The organism is Streptomyces sp. NBC_00631 (genome assembly GCF_045206895.1).
Taxonomy (GTDB): Bacteria; Actinomycetota; Actinomycetes; order Streptomycetales; family Streptomycetaceae; genus Streptomyces.
In genome coordinates, this window is record NZ_CP107734.1 from 7,617,516 (window position 1) to 7,638,892 (window position 21,377).

Genomic DNA, 21,377 nt, shown 5'->3' on the forward strand with positions numbered 1-21,377 from the left:
TTGGTCCCAACTCTGCTCGGTAGTGGGCGACTTGGGGGATTCTGCCCCAGCGGCCTCACAGTCCGCGGCCATGGCTGACCTCAGGTCGGTCTTTAGGTTCTGCTGACATGACAGACAACGCCTCTGCCTCCGGGCGAACCCCCGAACTCCTTTCCTCCGACGACTCCGGCGACGCCGAGGCCGGCGGCCGCCACCGGGTGGACGACACCATGAAACGGCGGCGGGTCCTGACCGGCGGCGCCACCATCGCCACGGCGGGTGGACCGATGGCCGCCCACCTCACCTCCGCCGACACCGTCACCGCGGAAGCCGGCTCCGGCAGCTCCGCCGCCACCAGCGACACCTCCGCCGGCGTCTGCTCCCTCACCGCCGAGGTCACCGAGGGCCCCTACTCCGACAACACCACCACGGAGATCCGCGACCTCGTGGTGGCGGACAGCACGGAACCTCGCGAACGGCTGCCGCCGGCACTTCCACTGCCGGCGGCAGCCCCCCAGGGGGCCCGAGCGGCGACTAGCTGTCCGTGACCATGAGGGACGCCATCATGCCCTCGTCCTCGTGCTGCAGCAGATGGCAGTGGAGCATGTACATGTAGGTGTCGTCGGAGAAGTCCGTGAACTCCATGGCGATCACGATGGATCCGCCGCCGACCACCTCGTACGTGTCGTACCAGCCCAGCTGGACGCCGGTCGGGTCCGCGCCGTTGATGGAGATCAGCTGGTACGGCACGTCGTGCAGATGGAACGAGTGCTCCAGCTGCGTGCTGTTCTTGATCGTCCAGATCTCCTTGGACCCCAGCGTGGTGCTGATCATGGTCATGGAGTCCATGCTGGTCCCGGCCTTGCCGTCGATCAGCATGGTGCCGCCGCTGTTGCCGAGCGTGATGGTCCGGGCGGTGAAGTCGCTGGTGTCGTACCGGTCGATGGTCCGCAGCGAGCTGGGCAGGTCGGACGGGGTGTCGGTGCCGCTCGCGGTGACCGCCAGGAAGTCGTACGTGCCGCTGCCGCCGCGGATCCAGCCGGTGGTGATGACCGCCTGCAGGGTGACGTCGTCCGACATATCCATGACCATCTCGGCGCGGGCGCCGGCCACCAGCCGGATCGTCGTCACGTCGGCCGCCTCGGCCAGGTAGCCCTGGTCGGTGGCGATCTGCGTCATCGTGCCGCCGTCGCTGCGCTGGATGACGATGATGTCCGACGGGGAGGCGTTGAGCAGCCGGAACCGGGTCCGGGTCTTGGTCGCGGTGAAGGTGAGGGTGGTGTCGTCGACGTTGGTGCCGTTGACCAGGAGCGGGAAGCTCGTGGCTGCCAGATAGCCGGTGACGTCGTACTTGATGTCGCCGGCGGCGTCCACGGCCAGGGACTGGAAGATCAGCGGGATGTCGTCGGTGCCGTAGGTGCTGGGCAGCGCGGCGCTGGTGGTGTTGTCGCTGTCGTCGACGATGATCATGCCGGCCAGACCGTGCACCGCCTGCTTCGCCGTGGTGCCCAGCGCGTGCGGGTGGTACCAGAGCGTCGTCGGATCGTCCTTGACCGTGAACGTCGGCGCCCAGGTCTCCCCGTCGGAGAAGGCGACCTGGGGGCCGCCGTCCATCTTGGCCGGGACATGCGCACCGTGGAAATGGACCGTGGTGTCCTCGCCCAGGCTGTTGGTGATGTTGAGCAGGACCGTGTCGCCCTTGGTCCACTTCATGGTCGGGCCGAGGAACGACTGGTTGTAGCCCGCCGTGGTGCTGGTGACACCGCTGAGCACCTCGGCGGTGCCGGTCTTCGCCTCCAGCGTGTAGGTGGTGGTGCTGTCGGAGGTGGTGCCCTCCAGAAGGTCGGGGATGTTCAGGGTGGCGGTGTTGGTCGCCGCGCCGGCCTTGTTGCCCTTCGCGTCGGTCAGCAGGGCGAAGGTGGAGCCGGCCGCGGCGACGGCGCCCAGACCGACGCCGGCCATGCCGCCGAGGAACTTCCGCCGGTGAACGCCCTTGCCGCGCTTGGCCGTTCCTTCCCTGGTGTGCTCGGCGTCCCTGGCACGCTCGGCCTTGGAGTGCTCCGCCCCGGCGGCCTTCGCGCCCTTGGCGCGCCGGCGCCTGCCGCCGCCGGTGGCCTGCTCTTCGTTTCTGTCCGCCTCGAAGGCGGGATCCGTGGTGTGGGTCATGGCCCCGGATGTTTGACCTGGGGACTGTGTGAAATCTGAGGCGAAGTTAGGAGCGGACCGGGGGAACTGTGAAGCGGCCGTGGATGCTGGTAATACTTAACTCCCTTGAAAAAAAGCCGAGTTGAGCAGACGCAGTTGGCGGCCGGGGTGCGGGACGCAACGGACACAGGCGGCGCGCAGTGCGGGCACAGGATAACGATTGAGTCACAGGTGGAACCGGGGGTCAGGCCTGTCCGACGCGCCGAACAAGTCCCATGTACCGACCCCAGTCCCAGTACTTCCCCGGGTCGGTGTGATCCGTCCCCGGCACCTCCACATGACCGATCACATGCTCGCGGTCCACGGCCATGGAGTACCGCCGGCATATCGCGGCCGTCAGCCGCGCCGAAGCCGCGTACATCGCGTCCGTGAAGTCCTCCGGGCGGTCCACGAACCCCTCGTGCTCGATCCCGACGCTGCGCTCGTTGTACGACCTGTTCCCCGCGTGGAACGCCACGTCCAGCTCGCGGACCAGCTGGGTGATCCGCCCGTCCTTGCGCACGATGTAGTGCGCCGCCGCCCCGTGCGCCGGGTCCTGGAACACCTTCACCGCGCTCGCGTAGCCGCCCTGGGTGACATGGATGACCACCCGGTCGATCGGGTAGTCGTCCGGCCGGTCGGCCGTGCGGTAGTTCGCCGGGGACGCCGCCACCCAGCGCGCGCCCCTGAAGTCCACCGCCCCCGCCACCCGCGCCCTGCGCACGCCCGGCAGCCGCCAGTACAGCCGCGTCAGCTCGCCCCTGGTCAGCGCCGCCGTGCCCACCGCGGCCGCCGCCCCGCCGATCAGCAGCGCCCGCCGCCCGATCCGATGGTCCTGATCACCCGCCGCCGTCTGATCCATGTCCGATCCACCCCCATGTGATCTCCAACGGATACTCGCGGGCCCCGGTTCCCGCGCCCCCGTACCCTGGAGGGGCTATGACTGACACCCCGCAGCGCACCCGACCCCTCCGCGTCCTCGCCGCCATGTCGGGCGGCGTGGACTCCGCCGTCGCCGCCGCCCGCGCGGCCGAGGCCGGCCACGACGTCACCGGCGTCCATCTCGCGCTCTCCGCGAACCCGCAGTCCTTCCGCACGGGCGCCCGGGGCTGCTGCACCATCGAGGACTCCCGCGACGCCCGCCGCGCCGCCGACGTCATCGGCATCCCGTTCTACGTCTGGGACCTCGCCGACCGCTTCCGCGAGGACGTCGTGGAGGACTTCGTCGCCGAGTACGAGGCGGGCCGCACCCCCAACCCGTGCCTGCGCTGCAACGAGAAGATCAAGTTCGCGGCCCTGCTCGACAAGGCCCTCGCGCTCGGTTTCGACGCCGTCTGCACCGGCCACTACGCGAAGATCGTGACGCTTCCCGACGGCTCCCGCGAGCTGCACCGCGCCTCCGACATGGCCAAGGACCAGTCGTACGTCCTCGGCGTCCTGGACGAGCAGCAGCTCGCCCACGCCCTCTTCCCGCTCGGCGACACCCTCACCACCAAGGACGAGATCCGCGCCGAGGCCGAGCGCCGGGGCCTCGCGGTCGCCAAGAAGCCCGACTCGCACGACATCTGCTTCATCGCCGACGGCGACACCCAGGGCTTCCTCGCGAAGCGGCTCGGCAAGGCCGAGGGCGACATCGTCGACGAGTCCGGCACCAAGGTCGGCACCCACGAGGGCGCGTACGGCTTCACCATCGGCCAGCGCAAGGGCCTGCGCATCGGCACCCCCGCCGCCGACGGCAAGCCGCGCTACGTCCTCGACATCTCGCCGGTGAACAACACGGTGACGGTCGGCCCGGCCGCCGCCCTCGACGTGACCGGCCTGACGGCGATCAAGCCCCGCTGGTGCGGCACCGCCCCCACCGGCCCCGGCGTCTACACCGCCCAGCTCCGCGCCCACGGCGGCGAGAGCGAGGTGAGCGCGGCACTGGTCGACGGCGAACTGCGCGTCACGTTCACCGAGCCGGTCCGCGGCGTCGCCCCCGGCCAGGCGATCGTCCTGTACGACGACACCCGCGTCGTCGGCTCGGCGACCATCGCCTCGACGGTCCGCCGTCAGCCGGTGACCTCGACCTCGTAGAAGCAGAGGTGGTCCTTGATCCGGGCGACGTCGGCCTTCGGCTCGGGGTACGCCCAGACCAGGTCCGGCGCGTCCGGCAGGGACCAGTAGGACGCGGTCCCCTTGAAGGGACAGACGGTGTGCGTCTCGGAGGGCGTGAGGAGGTCCAGACGGACGTCCTCGGCGGGGATGTAGTAACGCACGGGCGATCCGGTCTCACGCAGGACGAGAGGCCGGTCGCTCTCGGCGAGGACCAGATCGCCGTGCGTCACGCGCACGTGCTGGTCACTGTTCTCGATGGTGATCGTGTGTCCTGAGGCCATGTAAGGGTGACGCCGAGGGACGCCCACTTGTTCCCGACGCTCAGTGAGGCGCCCCCTCAGGGACGCGGGGCTGTATTCGATTTGCGGCTACCGCCGCGTGGGCGCGAGCAACCCCCACACACCCGCACCCGCCGAACCACCGGCCCTACCCTGACCCCATGCGAATCTGTGTCTTCCTCTCCGCGGCAGATCTCGACGACCGCTACACCCGCCCCGCCCGCGACTTCGCGAAGCTGATCGGCGAGGGCGGCCACTCCCTGGTCTGGGGCGGCTCCAACGTCGGCCTCATGAAGGTCGTCGCCGACGGCGTCCAGGAAGCCGGCGGCAGGCTGATCGGCGTCTCCGTCGGCTTCCTCGCCAACAAGGCCCGCCCCGGCGCCGACGAGATGGTCGTCGCGGCCGACCTCGCGGAGCGCAAGCGGCTCCTCCTGGAGAAGTCCGACGCCGTGGTCGTCATGGTCGGCGGCACCGGCACCCTCGACGAGGCCACCGAGATCCTGGAGCTGAAGAAGCACGGCCGCACCGACAAGCCCGTCGTCCTGCTCAACACCGCCGGCTTCTACGACGGCCTGAAGGAACAGTTCCACCGCATGGAGGCGGAGGGCTTCCTGCCCCGCCCCCTGGCGGAACTGATGTTCTTCGCCGAGGAACCCGCACAGGCCCTGGCCCACCTGGAGCAGAGTCTCGGCGCCCGCTGATGCGAGCATGGGCCCCATGGCAACTCATGTGATCACCGGGGCCGGTTCCGGCATCGGCGCCGCCGTGGCCCGCCGCCTGCACGCGCGCGGGGACGAGCTCGTGCTGCACGCGCGCGACGCGGGCCGCGCGAAGGAACTCGCCGCCGCGTTCCCCGCCGCCCGCACCCTGGTCGGCGACCTGGCGGACCCGGACAAGCTCTCCTGGGCCTTCTCCCACCAGACCCTCCCGGACCGCGTGGACTCACTGCTGCACATCGCGGGCGTCGTCGACCTGGGCGAGGTCGGTGAGCTGACCCCGAAGTCCTGGCGCCACCAGCTCAACGTCAACCTGATCGCACCGGCCGAGCTGACCCGGCACTTCCTGCCCCAGCTCCGCGCCGCCCGCGGCCAGGTGCTGTTCGTGAACTCCGGCGCGGGACTCGCCGCGCACGCGGGCTGGTCGGCGTACGCGGCCTCCAAGCACGGCCTGAAGGCCCTCGCCGACTCCCTCCGCGCCGAGGAGCACGGCAACGGCGTCCGGGTCACCTCGGTCTACCCGGGCCGCACGGCGAGCCCGATGCAGGCGAAGGTGCACCAGCAGGAGGGCAAGGAGTACGACCCGGCGCGCTGGATCGACCCGGAGTCGGTGGCGACCACCGTCCTGACCGCCCTGGACCTGCCGCGGGACGCGGAGATCAACGACGTCACCGTGCGCCCCGGCCTGCTTCCCGGCTAGTACGGCCGACGGCCGGTAACGCCGGTGCCGCGGGCCTGGGCGGCGCGTCGTGCCTGGGCGTGTGGCGGCGGCCGAGCCCCGCCGTGATGGCCGACGCCGCGCGCCGGGACGTGTCGGCGAGGCGCTCCAGACGGTGTCCGGGGCCGGTCAGCACGCACAGCGCCGCCACCGGGAGCCCGTCCGCCGCGGCCACCGGTACGGCGGCGCAGCAGACTCCCTCCAGCACCTCCTCGTGGTCGTAGGCGGCCCCGGACTCGCGGATCCGCGCGGCCTCGTCCGGCCAGGTGCGGGGCGGCGGACCGAGTGCCGGGCCGGGGTGCGCCCAGGCGGCCAGGGCCTTCCCGGCCGCCGTGTACCAGGGCCAGACCGGCTGGTCGTCGGGGAGCGGGCACGGCGCGTCCGCGGGCGCCGCCCAGTCCAGGACCAGCGTCTGACCCCGGTGCAGCACGGCGAGCGCCACCGTCGTCCCGGTGACGGCCGTCAGCCGCCGCAGCGGCCGCCGGGCGGCCGCGCGCAGCCCCGGGTACGGCTGCCAGTCGTGGCCCAGCCGGAACATGCCAGGTCCGATGCGGTAACGCCCCGCACTGCGCTCCACGGCGCCCAGCTCCGCCAGCTGGTCGAGCAGCCGGTACGCGGTCGTCTTGGGCAGACCGCACACCTCGGCCAGCGCGGTCACCCCGGCGTCCTGCTCCTGCTGCACGGCGTCCAGGAGCGCGAAGGCCCCCTCCAGCACCCCGCGCCCGGCCGCCCCGGACAAGGGCCCGCCGGCGCCGGCCGGAAGCGCCGTGTCCAGCGGTCCGGTCGGTGGCGGTGCCGGGGCGGTCGCGGGCGCCCTCTCCGGTCGATGCACGTGTCTACCCCCGTGGTCACGTGTGAGCCCCCGACCGGTGCCGGTCCGGGGGTGAGGTGGCGGGCGCGACACGCCGACGAACCGGCGTGACGCCGCCCGGACCAGGGTGGGTGGCGCGCATGGGCCGATTCTTTGCCGAAAGGTTGTCGCCCAGCCCACGAATGTGAGGAGACTGTGAAATCAGGGCGGACGGGGGGTGCGCGCAATGCTGCGGTTGTGTCTTTCGGGACCGGTGGAAGTGCTCGTGCGTGAGACGCCGGTCGATCTCGGACCGCCCCAACGCCGGGCGGTACTGGCCGCGTTGGCCGTGGACACCGGCCGGCCCGTGCCCGTCGAGGCGCTCGTCGACCGGGTCTGGGGCGCCGATCCGCCGGAGGGCGCCCGCCGCGCCCTGTACGCGCACATCGCCCGCATCCGGCGGCTGGCGGAACGCCTGGACGACAGCGGCGAGGGCCGGTTACCGGTGCTGCGCCGCGCCGGCGGCTACCAGCTGGACCTCGACCCCGACAGAGTCGACCTGCACCGCTTCCAGCGGCTTTCCGGCACCGCCCGCGATGACGCGCTGCCCGGCCGCGTCCGTGCCGCGCACCTGCGCGAGGCGCTCGCCCTGTGGCGCGGCGAGCCGTTCGCCGGTCTGCCCGGGACCTGGCCGGCCCGGATGCGGGAGACCTGGCGGCGGCAGCGCGTGGACGCCGCCGTACGGCTCGCGGACATCGAGACGGACAGCGGCGATCCGGCGGCCGTGGTCGGTCAGTTGACGGACCTGCTCGGCGAGTACCCGCTGACGGAACCCCTCGCGGAGGCCCTCATGCGGGCCCTGCACGCGGCCGGCGACGGCGGCGAGGCGCTGCGCTGCTACACCCAGACCCGAAATCGGCTGGTGGAGGAGCTCGGCACGGAACCCGGCCGCCGGCTCTGGGAACTGCACCAGCGCATCCTCCGCGACCACCCCGGTGCCCCCACCCGCGGACACGATCCCCTCCCCGCCCGCGACCACCCGCCGGCGCCCACCCGGGCGGCACTCCGACCGGCCCCGGCCCCGGCCTCGACCCCTGCCCCGGCCACCTCCGCCGACCGGCCCCGGGCCGGGCGCACCACGCCGGAACCGCGGCCCGCCCCTGCCGGAACTCGGACCGGCCCGGCCGGGCCCCAGCCCGCTCCGGCCGGACCCCAGCCGAGCCCCGCCGGACCCCAGCCCAGTTCCGCCGCCGTCACCCCGTACCCGGCGCCCGCTCAACTTCCCGTAGGAGCACCGGGATTCACCGGCCGTACCGATGAACTCGCCCGGCTGGACGCGTGGTCGGCGGATCTCGGGCGGGATCCGGCGGTGGTCGGGGTGGCCGCGCTGTCGGGCATGGGCGGCGTGGGCAAGACCGCGCTGGCCGTGCACTGGGCGCGGCAGGCCCGTCCGGCCTTTCCCGACGGGCAGTTGTACGTGAACCTGCGCGGCTACGACCCGAGCGGCGCGCCCCTCTCCCCGGATCGTGCCCTGCGCGGCTTCCTGGAGGCGCTCGGGGTGCCGGCCGCCCGGGTGCCGGAGTCGCCCGACGCGCAGGCAGGCCTGTACCGCAGCCTGTTGGCCGGCCGCAGGGTCCTGGTGGTCCTCGACAACGCCCGGGACGCGGACCAGGTGCGGCCGCTGCTGCCCGGCGCGCCGGGCTGTCTGGCCCTGGTGACCAGCCGCGCCCCGCTGACCGGGCTCGCCGCCGCCGAGGGCGCGCGGCTGCTCGCCCTCGGCCCGCTGGGTGCCGACGAGAGCCGCGAACTGCTCGCCGCCCGTATGGGCGCCGCCCGGGTGGCCGCCGAGGCCGCCGCGGTCGACGAGATCGTCGTACGGTGTGCCGGGCTGGCGCTCGCCCTCGCGGTGGTCGCCGCCCGCGCCGCCGCCCGCCCCGACGTGTCACTGGCCGGTCTCGCCGAGGAACTGCGCACCGCCGAGCGGATCCTGGACCCCCTGGACACCGGCGACCCGGCCACCGCGGTACGGACGGTCTTCGACTGGTCGTACCGCACGCTGGGCCCGGCGGCGGCCCGGCTCTTCCGGCTGCTCGGCCTGCACCCCGGCCCCGACGCCGACCAGGCCTCCCTCGCCGCGCTGGCCGGCGTGGGCGAGAGCCGGGTACGGGCGCCGGTCGCCGAACTGACCGCCGCCCACCTGCTGATCGAGCACACCCCGCTCCGCTACACCTGCCACGACCTGCTGCGGGCCTACGCCGTCGAACTGGTCACCGAGCACGACGACGACCGCGCGGTACGGGCCGCGAGCCGCCGCGTCCGGGACCACTACCTGCACACCGCGTACGCCGCCGACGCCCTGCTGACCCGGCGGCGCCACCCGATGACCCTCGAACCCGCCGAACCCGGCGCGCTGCCACGTCCGTTGGCCGACCACGACGAGGCGCTGGCCTGGCTGATCGCCGAACAGTCCGTGCTGCTGTCGGCCGTGGAGCGCCCGGCACCGGGCCTGGACGCCCACACCTGGCAGCTGGCCGCGACCCTGACCACGTTCCTCGAACGCCAGGGCAACTGGCAGGCCCTCACCGACATCCACACCGTCGCCCTGCGCGCGGCCGTCCACCACGACGACCTGGCCGGGCAGGCGGCCGCCCACCGCGGCCTGGGCCTGGCCCGCTTCCAGCTGCGGGACGCGCTCGGCGCCCGGCACCACCTCACCCGTGCCCTCGGCCTCTTCCGGCGCCTGGACAACCACCCCGGTCAGGCGCGCACCTGCCAGAACCTGGCCAAGATGGCCTGGGCGCACGGCGCGACCCGGGAGGCGCTGCAGTACGCGCGCCGCTCGCTGGAACACTTCCGGCTCGCGCACGACCGCGGCGGCCAGGCGGTCGCCCTCAACGACATCGGCTGGTACCTCGCCGAACTCGGCGAGCTGCGCGAGGCACTGGAGCACTGCCGGCAGGCACTGCCGCTGGTCCAGGCGACCGGCGACCTGAGCGGCCAGGCGCACACCTGGGACAGCCTCGGCTACATCCACCGGCACCTGGGCCGCCACACCACCGCCGTGGAGTGCTACGACCGGGCCCTCGCGCTCTTCCGCAAGACCGGCGACCGCCGCAGCGAGGCCGTCGGCCTCAGCTATCTCGGCGACACCCACGACGCGGCGGGCAGCCCCGGCCCCGCGCTGGACGCCTGGCGGCGGGCCCTGGACCTGTTCGACGAACTGGGCCTGCCGGAGGCCCAGGCCCTGCGCACCAGGATCGGCACCCGCCTGGGAACCCCTGCGTGGACGCAGACGCGGACGGAGACAGGGGCGGACACCCGGCGGGACACCCGGGCGGACCCACAGGCGGACACCGCACCGCCCGCCCCCGCACACCGCACCGCCCACCCCGCTTAGGCTCCTCACGTGAACGCAATCTCCGACTTCGGCCCGGCCACAGGCGTCGGCTCCCTGCCCGGCACCGACGCCCGCGAGGCCGCCAAGACCGCGACCGGCAGCTTCGAGGACTTCCCCTTCCTGCCCGAGCTGCCCGCCCGCGGCCCCGGCGCCGACATGATCGGCCGCACCGCCGGCCTGCTCGTCGAGCTGTACGCGCGCGTGGAGCCCAGCGGCTGGCGGATCGGTGACCGGCCGGGCCGGGACACCCGGCGGGCCCGGTCCTGGCTGGGCCAGGACCTGGACGCGCTGGAGGAGTTCACCCAGGGCCACCAGGGACCGGTCAAGGTCCAGGCGGTCGGGCCCTGGACCCTCGCCGCCGCCCTGGAGCTGAGGAACGGCGAGTCGGCCCTGTCCGACGCCGGTGCCTGCCGTGACCTGGCCGGCTCCCTCGCCGAGGGACTGCGGCTGCACCTGGCCGAGGTGCGGCGGCGCATCCCCGGCGGCCGCCTGGTGCTCCAGCTCGACGAGCCGTCCCTCACTGACGTTCTGCGCGGCCAGGTGAAGACCGCCTCCGGCTACCGCACCCACCGCGCCGTCGACCGCCAGGTCGTCGAATCCACCCTGCGCGACGTGCTCGGCGTTCACGCCGACGGCCCGGTCGTCGTCCACTCCTGTGCCCCCGACGTCCCCTTCGCGCTGCTCCGCCGCGCCGGGGCGGCCGCCGTCTCCTTCGACTTCTCGCTCCTCACCGAACGTGACGACGATGTGATCGGCGAGGCGGTGGAGGCGGGCACCCGGCTGTTCGCCGGTGTCGTGCCCGGCACGGACACGGCATTGTCAGACCCTGCCGGTAGCGTCATGGGTGTCAGGACGCTGTGGCGCAGGCTGGGGCTGCGACCGGGGCTTCTCGCGGAGTCCGTCACGGTCACTCCCGCGTGTGGGCTGGCGGGCGCTTCCCCCGCGTACGCCCGGCAGGCGCTCGCCCACTGCGTCCGGGCGGCGAGATCCCTCGCGGACAACCCAGAGTAACGGGAGGAACACGGTGGCCGGCGACAAGCAGCAGGCGGAGACGGCAGTGCCCGCCGAGGCACGGGAGAAGCACGCGCGGCTCGCTGAGCAGATCGAGGAGCACCGATTCCGGTACTACGTGAAGGACGCTCCCGTCATCAGCGACGCGGAGTTCGACAAGCTCCTGAAAACGCTGGAGGCGCTGGAGGCCGAGCATCCCGAGCTGCGCACGCCGGACTCGCCGACCCAGAAGGTCGCGGGGGCGTACGAGACGGAGTTCACGGCGGTCGAGCACCGCGAGCGGATGCTGTCCCTGGACAACACGTTCAACGACGACGACCTGGCCGCCTGGGCCGACCGGATCCACCGGGAACTGGGCGCGCAGGAGTACCACTTCCTGTGCGAGCTGAAGGTCGACGGCCTCGCCGTCAACCTCACCTACGAGCACGGCCGCCTCACCCGCGCGGCGACCCGCGGCGACGGCCGCACCGGCGAGGACATCACGCCCAACGTCCGTACGATCGCGGAGATCCCGGACCGGCTGCCCGGCGAGCGCGTCCCCGACCTGGTCGAGATCCGCGGCGAGGTCTACTTCCCGATGGAGAAGTTCGCCGAGCTCAACGAACGCCTGGTCGCGGCCGGCGACAAGCCGTTCGCCAACCCGCGCAACGCCGCCGCCGGTTCACTGCGCCAGAAGGACCCGCGGGTCACCGCCGGCCGCCCGCTGCACATGGTCGTCCACGGCATCGGCGCGCTGGCGGGCTTCGAGGGCCTGAACCGGCTCTCCGAGGCGTACGACCTGCTCAAGACCTGGGGCCTGCCCACCTCCCCGCACAACAGGGTGGTCGACGACCTCGACGGCGTACGGGAGTTCATCGCCTACTACGGCGAGAACCGGCACTCCGTGGCGCACGAGATCGACGGTGTCGTCGTGAAGCTCGACGAGATCCGCCTCCAGGGGCGCCTCGGCTCGACGGCCCGTGCCCCCCGCTGGGCGATCGCGTACAAGTACGCGCCGGAAGAGGTCAACACCAAGCTGATCGACATCAAGGTGGGCGTCGGCCGCACCGGCCGCGTCACGCCGTACGCCCAGGTCGAGCCGGTCACCGTGGCGGGCAGCGAGGTGGAGTTCGCGACTCTGCACAACCAGGAGGTCGTCAAGGCCAAGGGCGTGCTGATCGGCGATACCGTGGTGCTGCGCAAGGCCGGTGACGTGATCCCGGAGATCCTCGGCCCGGTGGTCGACCTGCGGGACGGCAGCGAGCGGGAGTTCGTGATGCCGGCCGAGTGCCCCGAGTGCGGGACCGCGCTGCGGGCCATGAAGGAGGGCGACATCGACCTGCGTTGCCCCAACGCCCGCACCTGCCCGGCCCAGTTGAGGGAGCGGGTGTCGTACCTGGCGGGCCGGGAGTGCCTGGACATCGAGAACTTCGGGGCGGTGGCGGCGGCCGCGCTCACCCGGCCGCTGGAGCCCACCGACCCGCCGCTGGTCGACGAGGGCGACCTGTTCGACCTCACCGTCGAGAAGCTGCTGCCCATCAAGGCGTACGTCCTCGACGCCGACAGCGGGCTGCCCAAGCGCGACCCCAAGACCGGCGAGGAGAAGGTCGTCACGGTCTTCGCCAACCAGAAGGGCGAGCCCAAGAAGAACACCCTCGCCCTCCTCCAGCACATCGAGGAGGCGAAGACCCGCCCGCTCGCCCGCTTCCTCAACGGCCTGTCCATCCGGCACGTCGGACCGGTCGCCGCCCAGGCGCTGGCCCGTGAGTTCCGCTCCATCGACCGCATCGAGCAGGCCACCGAGGAGGAGCTGTCGAACATCGACGGCGTCGGCGGCATCATCGCGACCGCGCTCAAGGAGTGGTTCGCCGAGGAGTGGCACCGCGAGATCATCCGAAAGTGGAAGGCCGCTGGAGTCCCGCTGGAGGACGAGTCCACCGGCGAGGACGAGGGGCCGCGTCCGCTGGAGGGCCTCACCGTCGTCGTGACCGGCACCCTGGAGCACTACACCCGGGACGGCGCCAAGGACGCACTGCAGACCCGCGGAGCCAAGGTGACCGCTGCGGTGTCGAAGAAGACGTCGTTCGTGGTGGTCGGTGACAACCCCGGATCGAAGTACGACAAGGCGATGCAGCTGAAGGTTCCTGTTCTGAACGAGGACGGATTTGTCGTCCTTTTGGAGCAGGGACCGGACGCAGCGGCCGAAGTCGCCCTTCCGACCGAGGAGTAGCGGTTGAAGGCCACCCGTTCGGCGCATACCAGATGCATACGGGTGGCCGGTGCACAATCGGGCAACCGTCGACGACCGCTGCCCGTGGAAGCCTTCTGCGGCCTACTGTTGAGATGTGCGCCTGCCGTGCCCAGCTGCGGTCGGGGCATTCCCGTGCTCCGGCAGGGCACGGACCGCATGGCGTGGGCACCGCCGGCTGTGAGAGGGACGGGAATGGAACCGACCGAGAGCGCCGCCCCGGGCGCGCGGCTGCCGCTGCGCCGCCGGGCGTCCGCGTGGCGGGGGAGCCGGTGGACGGTGCGGGGCGATCGGCGCCCGGGTGCGCCGGGCGTGCCGGTGGTGAGCCTCGCCGCCCAGGCGCGCGATCCGCTGCCGCTGGCCGCCGTCGAGCCGCCGTCCGACCTGTCCGGCACCGAGCACCCACCGCACCTGTCCTGGCCGGCGCTGCCCGCCGGGGTCGTCGCGGCCGCCGCGTTCGTCCTCGGCGCCGGGTTCCTCCGCGCGTTCTCCGACAACCACGCCCTCTTCCCGTCCGGCACGGTCGGCTGGTCGCTGGCCGTGCTGACCGGCATCATCGTCGGCCACCTCGTCCTGCTCGGCCGCGCCCGCTGGTGGGGCGGCACCGGCTCCGGCGCCGCCCTCACCCTCGCCGTCCTCCTGCTGTACGGCTGGGTGCCGGCCGGCATGGTCAGTCTCACCGTCGTCGTCCTGGTCGGCATAGCCAGGCGCCACCGCTGGCGGCAGGGTGTCCTGCACGGCGCGGTGGACATCCTCGGCATCGGTGCCGGCGCGCTGGTGCTCGGCGCGTTCGGCCGCGTCCCGACCGTCGAGTCGCCCTGGGACCCCACCGGCTGGAGTGTCGCCACCGCCCCCGAGGTGGTGCTCGTCGCGGTCGCCTACCTCGCCGTCACCCGCGCCCTGCTCTGGTACCTGCAGGCCCCGCGCGGCGGCGGCCTGCCCACCGTCGCCCGTACCGCCCTGATGCGCCAGGGCCTGGTCGCCGTCGCCCTGCTCGGCATCGCCCCGCTGGTCTGCGTGGTCGCCGTCGCCCAGCCGCTGCTGCTGCCGCTGTTCTCCATCCCGCTGGTCGCCCTCGACTCCACCCTGTGGATAGCCCGGGCCCGCGCCGAGGAGCAGTTGCGCGACCCGCTGACCGGACTGCCCAACCGGCAGTGGCTCCTTGAGCGGATCTGGACCGCCCTCGACGACGCCGAACGCATCGGCGCCCGCTCCGCCCTCATGCTGATCGACCTCGACCGGTTCCGCTCGGTCAATGACACGCTCGGTCATCTCGCCGGTGACCGGCTGCTGCTCCAGATAGCCGACCGGCTGCGGGCCGCGCTGCCGCGCGGTGCGGAGGCGGCCCGGCTCGGCGGCGACGAGTTCGCGGTCTTACTGCCGGTGGCCGACTCCACGACCTCGGCCACCAGGGTGGCCCGGGGCCTTGTCACGGCCCTCTCCTCCCCGCTCGACCTCGACGGGCTCACCCTCGTGCTGGAGGCCAGCGCGGGTGTCGCCGTCTTCCCCGACCACGCGCTCGACGCGGAGGGGATGCTGCGCCGGGCGGACGTGGCGATGTACCAGGCCAAGCGGGACCGTACCGGCGTCGAGGTGTACGAGTCCAAGCGGGACTCCAACACCCCCGACCGGCTGGGCCTGCTGGGCGACCTGCGGCGCGCCCTGGACGCCCACGAGGTGCAGCTGCACTACCAGCCGAAGGTCCGCTTCGACGGGCAGGTGGCCGGACTTGAGGCGCTGGTGCGGTGGGTGCACCCCGAACGGGGGAAGGTGCCGCCGGACGAGTTCATAGCGATCGCCGAGTCGTCCGGGCTGATGCCCCATCTGACGGAGTACGTGCTGGAGACCGCGCTCGGGCAGGTCGCCGAGTGGCGGGCGCAGGGGCTGCGGGTGCCGGTGGCGGTCAACGTCTCGCCGCGGGACGTCCACACGCCGGGGTTCGCGGGGTCGGTGGCGGCGCGGCTGGCCCGGCATGGGGTGCCGGCGGGAGCGCTCCAACTGGAGATAACGGAGCATGTGCTCCTGGAGGACCCGCAGCGGGCCGCGGACACCCTCGCCGGGCTGACCGGGCACGGCGTGAAGATGTCGCTGGACGACTTCGGCACCGGGTATTCGTCCCTCGTGCATCTGCGGCGGCTGCCGGTGAGCGAGCTGAAGATCGACCGGTCCTTCGTGGCCCGGCTGGCTGTCGACAACGAGGACGCGGAGATCGTGCGCTGCACGGTCGACCTCGCGCATTCGCTGGGGCTGCTGGTCGTCGCGGAGGGGGTCGAGGACGACGAGACGTGGGAGCGGCTGCGGGACCTCGGGTGTGACGCCGTGCAGGGGTGGCTGGTGGCCGCGGCGATGCCGCCGGAGGAGGCGACGGCGTGGCTGCTGGCTCGGGGGTCGCGGGGGTGGCAGCGGCCGCGGGCTGCGTTGCCGGCCGCCGAGTAGTTTCGCCCACCCGCCCGTTCACTGTTTCCGGAGTGGTGAGCCTCTGCCGTGGGGGCGGGCGGCGGTGTGGCGGCAGTGGGTGCGTGGGGGTTGCTCGCGCCCACGCGGCGGAGCCGCATGTCAGACACAGCCGCGCCCCTTTGGGGGCGCGAACCTTCCGGGCGTTTAAAGCTCCGGGGCGTTGAAAAGCTACGGGGCGCTGAAGTGGTTGACCAGTAGGGCCAGTCTTGTCTCGTGTGCCTCCTTCGGGAGGCGGCCGCTGCGCATCAGGGTCACCAGTCCGTGCAGGGCCGCCCAGAAGGTCTCGGTCAGGAAGCCCGCTTCCTCGTCGTCGCCGGTGATGGGCTCGACCACCCCGAGGATCTCGCCGAACGCCGCCTGCAGGGCCTCCGGGGCCTCGGGGGTCGCGAAGGGGAGGTCCACCAGGTGGGTGAACATCGCGTCGTACAGGGCCGGGCGGCGGCGGGCGAACGACGTGTACGTGGTCGCCACCGCGGCCAGGGACTCCCGCGTGCCCTGCGCCGCCGCACGCGCTGCGCGTAGCTCCACCGCGAGGTCCGCGCAGCCCCGGACGGCCACCGCCGCCATGATCGCGTCCTTGCCCTTGAAGTGGCTGTAGAGGACCGGCTGGCTGTACTCGATCTCGGCGGCCAGGCGACGGGTCGTCACCGCGTCCCAGCCCTCCGCTTCGGCGAGTTCGCGTGCGGCCGTGACGATGAGCTGCTCGCGCTCCGCCCGTTCACGTTCCCGGCGGTTCTGAATCGACATACTCTGGATTCTAGCGGCGCTAGTCAATCTGTCGATGCTCTGCTATCTTCGCTATCAGTCCTAGCGTTGCGAGAAAAACTTCCAGGGGGGACACCATGACCGTCACCGCGTACACGCTCGCCGTCCTGCTCGACCTGTTCTGCCTGTTCCTCGGCTACCGGTTCCTGTTCCAGCCGGCCGCTGCCGCCGCCGGATACGGCGTCGCCGCCGACCCCCGGGGCGACGCGGGGGCCTATCTCTCGATCAAGGGCCTCAGGGACGGCACGTTCGGTGTCGTGGGGCTCGCGCTGCTGGCCTTCGCCGGAGCGCACGCCGAGGCCTGGTTCATGCTCTGCGTGGCACTCGTACCGCTCGGGGACATGCTGATAGTCCTGCGGCACGGCGGCACGCGAGCCGTCGCCTTCGGGATCCACTTCGCCACCGCGATCGTCGTCCTGATCAGCGCCGCGCTGCTGTTCCTCGTGTGAACGCCACATCCATCGGCAGGGGGCTCGCACATGTCGCTGTCCGTACCGAAGTTCGATGACTCCGTGATCGTGCGGGAGGCCGGCGCCGAGGTGGTCGGCGGTGACCCGACCCGGGTCCGGCTGCTCGCCGACAGCAGCGCCACCGGCGGCGCGCTCTCCACCGTGCGCGTCACGCTCGCCGAGGGCGCCGACGGCGCCGTACCGCATCTGCACCGCAACTCCGCCGAGATGTTCTACCTGCTCGACGGCGCCGCCGAAGTGCTCTCCGGTGACGACGTCGTCACCGCGGGACGCGGTGACCTGGTCGTCGTCCCGCCCGGCAGACCGCATGCCTTCGCCGCCGTCCCCGGCAGCACCGCGGACATCCTGATCGTCATCACGCCGGGCGTGGAGCGCTTCGAGTACTTCCGCCACCTCCAGCGCCTGCGCCTGGGCGAGGCCACGCTGGAGAGCCTTCTGGAGGTCCAGGAGCGCTACGACAACCACTTCCTGCGCAGCACGGCCTGGGAGAAGCGTCACTGAAACCCGATGGATACGGGGCCCGGCCAAACCGTTTAGCAGCCACCGGGCCCCGCCCCATAGGATTGGGCACTGGCGTCACAATTCCGCTGCCTCGCGACGCCCGGCACGCACGCTCGCACCAGACGCCGCGAGGCCCGCCCCTCGGGCGGAGGGCGGAAACGTGACGCCAGCACCCCGCTCCGAACCACACACTCACCCCAGAGGAACGCTGCATGCCTGGCATCACGCGCGAGGAGGTCGCCCACCTCGCCCGGCTGGCGCGTCTGGAGCTGAAGCCCGAAGAGCTCGAACACTTCGCCGGCCAGCTGGACGACATCATCGGCGCGGTCGCCCGCGTCAGCGAGGTCGCCGACCAAGACGTACCGCCGACCTCGCACCCGCTGCCGCTGACGAACGTCATGCGCGCGGACGAGGTCCGTCCCTCGCTCACCCCCGAGCAGGCGCTCTCCGGCGCCCCGGCCCAGGAGCAGCAGCGTTTCAAGGTGCCGCAGATCCTGGGGGAGGACTAGACAGCCATGACGGACATCATCAAGCTCGGCGCCGCCGAGATCGCCGCGAAGATCGCCTCCGGCGAGCTCACCGCGGTCCAGGTCACCGAGGCCCATCTCGCCCGGATCGAGGCCGTCGACGAGAAGGTGCACGCCTTCCTGCACGTCGACCGCGAGGGCGCCCTGGCGCAGGCTCGTGCCGTCGACGAGAAGAAGGCCCGGGGCGAGAAGCTCGGCCCGCTCGCCGGCGTCCCACTCGCGCTCAAGGACATCTTCACCACCGAGGGCATCCCGACCACCGTCGGTTCGAAGATCCTGGAGGGGTGGATCCCGCCGTACGACGCCACCCTCACCAAGCGTCTCAAGGCCGCTGACGTGGTCATTCTCGGCAAGACCAACATGGACGAGTTCGCCATGGGGTCGAGCACGGAGAACAGCGCGTACGGGCCGACCGGCAACCCGTGGGACCTCACCAAGATCCCCGGCGGCTCCGGTGGCGGTTCCTCCGCCGCGCTCGCCTCCTTCCAGGCGCCGCTCGCCATCGGCACCGACACCGGCGGCTCCATCCGCCAGCCGGCCGCCGTCACCGGCACGGTCGGCGTGAAGCCCACGTACGGCGCGGTGTCGCGGTACGGCATGGTCGCCTTCTCCAGCTCCCTGGACCAGGGCGGCCCGTGTGCCCGTACGGTCCTCGACGCGGCCCTCCTCCACGAGGTCATCGCCGGGCACGACCCGCTCGACTCCACCTCCATCGACGCCCCGGTCCCGCCGGTCGTCGAGGCCGCCCGCAACGGCAGCGTCGAGGGCATGCGCGTCGGTGTCGTCAAGCAGTTCCGCGGCGAGGGCTACCAGGCCGGCGTCATCCAGCGCTTCGACGAGTCCGTCGCCCTCCTCAAGGAGCTGGGCGCCGAGATCGTCGAGCTGGACTGCCCGTCCTTCGACCTCGCGCTGTCGGCGTACTACCTCATCGCCCCGAGCGAGTGTTCGAGCAACCTCGCCCGCTTCGACGGCCTGCGCTACGGCCTGCGGACCGGCGACGACGGCGGCCACTCCGCCGAGGAGGTCACCTCCCTCACCCGTGAGGCCGGCTTCGGCCCCGAGGTCAAGCGCCGCATCATGCTCGGCACGTACGCGCTCAGCTCCGGCTACTACGACGCGTACTACGGCTCCGCCCAGAAGGTCCGCACGCTCATCACGCGCGACTTCGAGAAGGCCTTCGAGCAGGTGGACGTGATCGTGTCGCCCACGACGCCGACCACGGCCTTCGCGATCGGCGAGCGCGCCGACGACCCGATGGCGATGTACCTGGCCGACCTGTGCACCATCCCGACCAACCTCGCGGGCAACGCGGCCATGTCGCTGCCCTGCGGTCTCGCTCCGGAGGACAACCTCCCGGTGGGCCTGCAGATCATCGCCCCGGCGCTGCAGGACGACCGCCTTTACAAGGTCGGAGCCGCTGTCGAGGCCGCCTTCGTGGAAAGGTGGGGGCACCCGCTCCTGGAGGAGGCACCGTCGCTGTGAGCAACGCACTGTCGAAGGCCAAGGGCTTCAAGAAGTCGAAGTCCGGTACGTACCTGTCCATGGCCACCACCGCGTTCGGCGCGGTGAGTGTCGCCAAGCAGATCAAGAAGGCCCGCGCCGAGCACGACACGCTCCGGCTGATCGACGCCACGGTCTCCGCCGTGGCGATCGTGACCGGCCTCGCGATCCTCTACCGCGAGCTGAAGCGGCTGGGCGACGACGACGTCCTGCTGGGCTGAGAGGGAAGTTTCACCGTGACCACCACGATCGACCTGGTGTCGTACGAGGACGCGCTGGCGTCGTACGACCCCGTCATGGGCCTTGAGGTCCATGTCGAACTCGGCACCAAGACCAAGATGTTCTGCGGGTGTTCGACCGAGCTGGGCGCCGAGCCCAACTCGCAGACCTGCCCGACCTGCCTCGGCCTGCCCGGCGCGCTCCCGGTCGTCAACGCGACCGGCGTCGAGTCCGCGATCAAGATCGGTCTCGCGCTGAACTGCGAGATCGCCGAGTGGTGCCGCTTCGCCCGGAAGAACTACTTCTATCCGGACATGCCGAAGAACTTCCAGACCTCCCAGTACGACGAGCCGATCGCCTTCAACGGCTACCTCGACGTGCAGCTGGAGGACGGCACGTCCTTCCGCGTGGAGATCGAGCGCGCCCACATGGAGGAGGACACCGGCAAGTCCACCCACGTGGGCGGCGCGACCGGCCGGATCCACGGCGCCTCGCACTCGCTGCTCGACTACAACCGCGCCGGCATCCCGCTCATCGAGATCGTCACCAAGCCGATCGAGGGCGCGGGCGAGCGGGCCCCGGAGGTCGCGCGGGCGTACGTCCGTGAGCTGCGCGAGGTCATCCGGGCGCTCGGCGTGTCCGAGGCCCGCATGGAGATGGGCCAGATGCGCTGCGACGTGAACCTGTCGCTGCGGCCCAACGGCACCGAGAAGTTCGGCACCCGCTCCGAGACGAAGAACGTGAACTCGCTGCGGTCCGTGGAGCGTGCGGCCCGCTTCGAGATCATGCGGCACGCGGCCGTGCTGAGCGGCGGCGGGACGATCATCCAGGAGACCCGGCACTTCCACGAGGACACGGGGTCCACCACCTCGGGCCGCGTGAAGGAAGAAGCCGAGGACTACCGGTACTTCCCGGAGCCCGACCTGGTCCCGGTCGCGCCGTCCCGTGAGTGGGTCGAGGAGATCCGCTCGGCGCTGCCCGAGATGCCGCTGGCCCGCCGTACCCGGCTGCTCGCGGAGTGGGGCATCTCGGCAGTCGAGATGCAGGCCATCCAGAACGCCGGCGCGCTGGACCTGATCGTCGCCACCATCGACGCCGGGGCCGACGCGGGCTCCGCCCGCAAGTGGTGGATGGGCGAACTGGCGCGCAGCGCCAACGAGTCGGCCACCTCGCTCGACGAGCTGGCGATCACCCCGGCGCAGGTCGCCCGGGTCACCGAGCTGGTCTCGAAGGGCGACCTCAACGACAAGCTGGCCCGCCAGGTCATCGAGGGCGTCCTCGCGGGCGAGGGCACCCCGGACGAGGTCGTCGACAAGCGCGGTCTGAAGGTCGTCTCCGACGAGGGCGCGCTGACCGCCGCCGTCGAGGAGGCCATCGCCGGCAACCCGGGTGTCGCCGACAAGATCCGCGGCGGCAAGGTGGCCGCGGCCGGTGCCCTGGTCGGCGCCGTCATGAAGGCGACCCGGGGCCAGGCCGACGCGGCCCGCGTCAAGGAGCTGATCCTGGAGAAGCTCGGCGTCAGCGAGGGCTGAGCAGCCACC

Annotated in this window: 19 protein-coding genes; 14 read left to right on the top strand and 5 right to left on the bottom strand. The window is 72.1% G+C overall.

Annotated features, from left to right (window positions below; translation table 11 throughout):
• The first annotated feature begins 107 nt into the window (after positions 1–107).
• A complete protein-coding gene (locus OHB00_RS35140) occupies positions 108–527 on the top strand; it encodes a hypothetical protein (protein WP_406440852.1) in 420 nt (139 codons plus the stop codon).
• On the opposite strand, the gene OHB00_RS35145 is transcribed toward OHB00_RS35140, so the two are convergent.
• Positions 514–2,145: a multicopper oxidase family protein gene (locus OHB00_RS35145; protein ID WP_406440853.1), complete on the bottom strand. Its 1,632-nt coding sequence runs from the start codon at positions 2,143–2,145 to the stop codon at positions 514–516. The two genes, OHB00_RS35140 and OHB00_RS35145, sit on opposite strands and share 14 nt — an antisense overlap.
• Before the next feature lie 223 nt (positions 2,146–2,368).
• The gene (locus OHB00_RS35150) at positions 2,369–3,025 is read right to left on the bottom strand and encodes an N-acetylmuramoyl-L-alanine amidase (protein WP_406440855.1); all 657 of its coding nucleotides are present in this window, start codon (positions 3,023–3,025) and stop codon (positions 2,369–2,371) included.
• 77 nt (positions 3,026–3,102) lie between these two features.
• Here OHB00_RS35150 and mnmA point away from each other — a divergent pair, with 77 nt between their 5' ends.
• Entirely contained in the window at positions 3,103–4,239 is a 1,137-nt protein-coding gene (gene mnmA / locus OHB00_RS35155; RefSeq protein WP_406440857.1) for a tRNA 2-thiouridine(34) synthase MnmA, read from the top strand.
• On the opposite strand, the gene OHB00_RS35160 is transcribed toward mnmA, so the two are convergent.
• A complete protein-coding gene (locus OHB00_RS35160; RefSeq protein ID WP_406440859.1) occupies positions 4,215–4,541 on the bottom strand; it encodes a DUF427 domain-containing protein in 327 nt (108 codons plus the stop codon). The two genes, mnmA and OHB00_RS35160, sit on opposite strands and share 25 nt — an antisense overlap.
• Positions 4,542–4,699: 158 nt before the next feature.
• Between OHB00_RS35160 and OHB00_RS35165 the strand changes: the two genes are divergently transcribed.
• Positions 4,700–5,239, top strand: coding sequence for a TIGR00730 family Rossman fold protein (locus OHB00_RS35165; RefSeq protein ID WP_406440861.1), 540 nt, complete (start codon positions 4,700–4,702; stop codon positions 5,237–5,239).
• A 7-nt stretch (positions 5,240–5,246) separates the two neighbouring features.
• Entirely contained in the window at positions 5,247–5,954 is a 708-nt protein-coding gene (locus tag OHB00_RS35170; RefSeq protein ID WP_406440862.1) for an SDR family oxidoreductase, read from the top strand.
• Here OHB00_RS35170 and OHB00_RS35175 read toward each other — a convergent pair.
• Complete coding sequence (locus OHB00_RS35175) at positions 5,923–6,804, bottom strand: helix-turn-helix domain-containing protein (protein WP_406440864.1); 882 nt, start codon at positions 6,802–6,804, stop codon at positions 5,923–5,925. The two genes, OHB00_RS35170 and OHB00_RS35175, sit on opposite strands and share 32 nt — an antisense overlap.
• A gap of 244 nt (positions 6,805–7,048) precedes the next feature.
• Here OHB00_RS35175 and OHB00_RS35180 point away from each other — a divergent pair, with 244 nt between their 5' ends.
• The 4 genes from OHB00_RS35180 (at position 7,049) to OHB00_RS35195 (ending at position 15,833) form a co-directional block, all read left to right on the top strand.
• Entirely contained in the window at positions 7,049–10,159 is a 3,111-nt protein-coding gene (locus tag OHB00_RS35180; protein ID WP_406440866.1) for an AfsR/SARP family transcriptional regulator, read from the top strand.
• A gap of 9 nt (positions 10,160–10,168) precedes the next feature.
• Positions 10,169–11,170: a methionine synthase gene (locus tag OHB00_RS35185; RefSeq protein WP_406440867.1), complete on the top strand. Its 1,002-nt coding sequence runs from the start codon at positions 10,169–10,171 to the stop codon at positions 11,168–11,170.
• Between the two features lie 13 nt (positions 11,171–11,183).
• On the top strand, positions 11,184–13,379 hold the full coding sequence (gene ligA / locus OHB00_RS35190) for an NAD-dependent DNA ligase LigA (protein WP_406440869.1): 2,196 nt from the start codon (positions 11,184–11,186) through the stop codon (positions 13,377–13,379).
• A 213-nt stretch (positions 13,380–13,592) separates the two neighbouring features.
• The gene (locus OHB00_RS35195) at positions 13,593–15,833 is read left to right on the top strand and encodes a putative bifunctional diguanylate cyclase/phosphodiesterase (RefSeq protein WP_406440871.1); all 2,241 of its coding nucleotides are present in this window, start codon (positions 13,593–13,595) and stop codon (positions 15,831–15,833) included.
• 189 nt (positions 15,834–16,022) lie between these two features.
• Here OHB00_RS35195 and OHB00_RS35200 read toward each other — a convergent pair whose 3' ends face one another.
• Positions 16,023–16,601, bottom strand: coding sequence for a TetR/AcrR family transcriptional regulator (locus tag OHB00_RS35200; protein WP_406440872.1), 579 nt, complete (start codon positions 16,599–16,601; stop codon positions 16,023–16,025).
• A gap of 95 nt (positions 16,602–16,696) precedes the next feature.
• Between OHB00_RS35200 and OHB00_RS35205 the strand changes: the two genes are divergently transcribed.
• The 6 genes from OHB00_RS35205 to gatB all read left to right on the top strand — a co-directional run bounded on the left by OHB00_RS35205 (position 16,697) and on the right by gatB (position 21,368).
• Positions 16,697–17,068, top strand: coding sequence for a DUF4267 domain-containing protein (locus tag OHB00_RS35205; RefSeq protein ID WP_406440874.1), 372 nt, complete (start codon positions 16,697–16,699; stop codon positions 17,066–17,068).
• Positions 17,069–17,098: 30 nt separating this feature from the next.
• Positions 17,099–17,590, top strand: coding sequence for a cupin domain-containing protein (locus OHB00_RS35210; protein WP_406440876.1), 492 nt, complete (start codon positions 17,099–17,101; stop codon positions 17,588–17,590).
• A gap of 212 nt (positions 17,591–17,802) precedes the next feature.
• On the top strand, positions 17,803–18,099 hold the full coding sequence (gene gatC / locus OHB00_RS35215) for an Asp-tRNA(Asn)/Glu-tRNA(Gln) amidotransferase subunit GatC (RefSeq protein ID WP_007384860.1): 297 nt from the start codon (positions 17,803–17,805) through the stop codon (positions 18,097–18,099).
• 6 nt (positions 18,100–18,105) lie between these two features.
• The gene (gene gatA, locus OHB00_RS35220; RefSeq protein WP_406440877.1) at positions 18,106–19,599 is read left to right on the top strand and encodes an Asp-tRNA(Asn)/Glu-tRNA(Gln) amidotransferase subunit GatA; all 1,494 of its coding nucleotides are present in this window, start codon (positions 18,106–18,108) and stop codon (positions 19,597–19,599) included.
• Positions 19,596–19,838, top strand: a complete 243-nt coding sequence (locus OHB00_RS35225) for a hypothetical protein (protein ID WP_046726919.1) — start codon at positions 19,596–19,598, stop codon at positions 19,836–19,838. Before gatA ends, OHB00_RS35225 begins: the two co-directional genes overlap by 4 nt.
• Before the next feature lie 15 nt (positions 19,839–19,853).
• Positions 19,854–21,368 carry an Asp-tRNA(Asn)/Glu-tRNA(Gln) amidotransferase subunit GatB gene (gene gatB, locus OHB00_RS35230; protein ID WP_406440880.1) on the top strand — a complete coding sequence of 505 codons (1,515 nt, stop codon included), beginning with the start codon at positions 19,854–19,856 and terminating at the stop codon, positions 21,366–21,368.
• Positions 21,369–21,377: the final 9 nt, after the last annotated feature.